We start from the raw sequence: 1637 nt of genomic DNA, 5'->3' as shown, positions 1-1637 counted from the left end.
AGTTCGGCGGCGTCGGCGGAAGGCCTGACCAAGAACCGCACGACGGTGGCCCTGCGCACGTCGCTGAAGGCGATGCTGGCGAACCTGCCCGGCGAGGTCCAGGACTTTTTGCGGGACAACCGGCAGGCCGTGCGGACCGAGTTCGTACGGATGGTGCGCGAGCAGAGCCGGAACATCGATGCCAGCATCCTGACCCGTGGGCTGAGGGGCGCGAGCTCGCGCGTCTCGATCGGCGACTATCTGGACAACGCGCTGCTGAGCACAGCGGTGCACATCGACCAGTACGAGGCGATGGGTGTTCGCACCTACTTCACCACGATGGACACCAACCGCGGCCGGTGGGCCGCGGTTGCGGCGGTCGGTGAGATCCGGCGGTACGGCGATGACTACGTCGACCTGGCGGGTTTCGAGGACGACTGGAACGAGATCGCGGGCTTCGTGACCTCGGCGCAGCGCAACACCGACACCTCCCTCGCGACGATGCCGGCACCCGCCGCGCCGCCGGTCTCCGCGGCGTACAGCTCCTCGTCGTCGGCATACCCGGCGTACAGCTCGTCGTCGGCCTACTCCTCGCTCGATGCGCAGATGAGTTCGCTGAGTATGGATCCGGAACCGAACCTGTCGCGCGGGAACCGGGTTTCGTACTTCGAGGACTCGTACGCGAGCAGCTATCCGGTGGACACGTCGCAGTACCCGGCCCGGTCGTACCAGAGCCCGGCGCCGGCGCCCAGTTCGGACGTGTACGACAACGGGATCTGGTGGCGTCCGTCGCCCACGGGTGGCTGGCAGATGTGGAGCGATCGCTCGCAGGCCTGGGTGTCGACGCACTACTCGCCGAGCTTCGCCTCGTCCAGCAGTTCGTACTACGCCGGTATGGCCATGGTGTCGATGTCGGTGCCGTCGGCGGTGCGCGAGGCGCTGGCGAACACGCCGGCCACCCCGTCGGTGCTGGAGACGGTGGTCACGCACTGGCTGGCCGAGCTCCCGGCCCTGAAGGCGCTCGCTCCCCAGGCCGAATGGAGCGGACTCGAAGGGCTGCTGCGCTGGCTCGACGGGCAACCGCAGGTTCCGGGGACGGCCCGGCTGAACCTGGAGAACCTGTTCGCGTCGTACGACCAGGTGCGTGAGCAGACGATCGTGCCGGCCCCGAACACCGAACACGGTGCGCCGGGCCTGGAATCGCCGCTGCCGCCGCTGGCCCACCTGCTGCGGGTCGCGGTCTCGGTGCCGTCGTCTTCCGTCGAGCCCGTGCGTGCGGATGCGATCGTGGCTTCTCCGCGCCACCTTTCGGTTTTCCCGCGCCACCTCCCGGCCTCGGTGACGGATCTCGGGCCGGTTCCTTCCGGGGCGTTCCTGGACGGGCTGCCGGTGGGTGCGCCGGCCGTGCTGTCGCACGCGACGTTGCTGGAGCGGGCGGACGCGATCCTGGCCCGGGCCACGGCCGAGGCCGGTGTGGTCGAGTGCCTGATCGTGCTGGAGGCCCTGGGCGCCTCGCTGTATCCGCGCGGTGTCGCGGCGGCCGGCCCGGTCGATGACCTGGCGCTGGCCGGGAGCGGGGCCCGGTCGCGGTTCGGGGCGGGCCCGGGGTGGGTCGCGGCCGGGTCGTGGGACGCGGTGGAGCAGCGGCTGGCCGAGGC

1 protein-coding gene is annotated in these 1637 nt (G+C 70.6%); it reads left to right on the top strand.

Annotated elements, in window-relative coordinates; translation table 11 throughout:
- Positions 1-1637 (top strand): hypothetical protein (locus KIH74_RS35580; protein WP_214160861.1); only part of this gene is annotated, 1637 nt, incomplete at both ends.

The sequence above is a fragment of the Kineosporia corallincola genome, from assembly GCF_018499875.1.
Taxonomy (GTDB): Bacteria; Actinomycetota; Actinomycetes; order Actinomycetales; family Kineosporiaceae; genus Kineosporia; species Kineosporia corallincola.
Note: the sequence above shows the minus strand (reverse complement) of the source record. Positions and strands in the feature narration are given on the sequence as shown.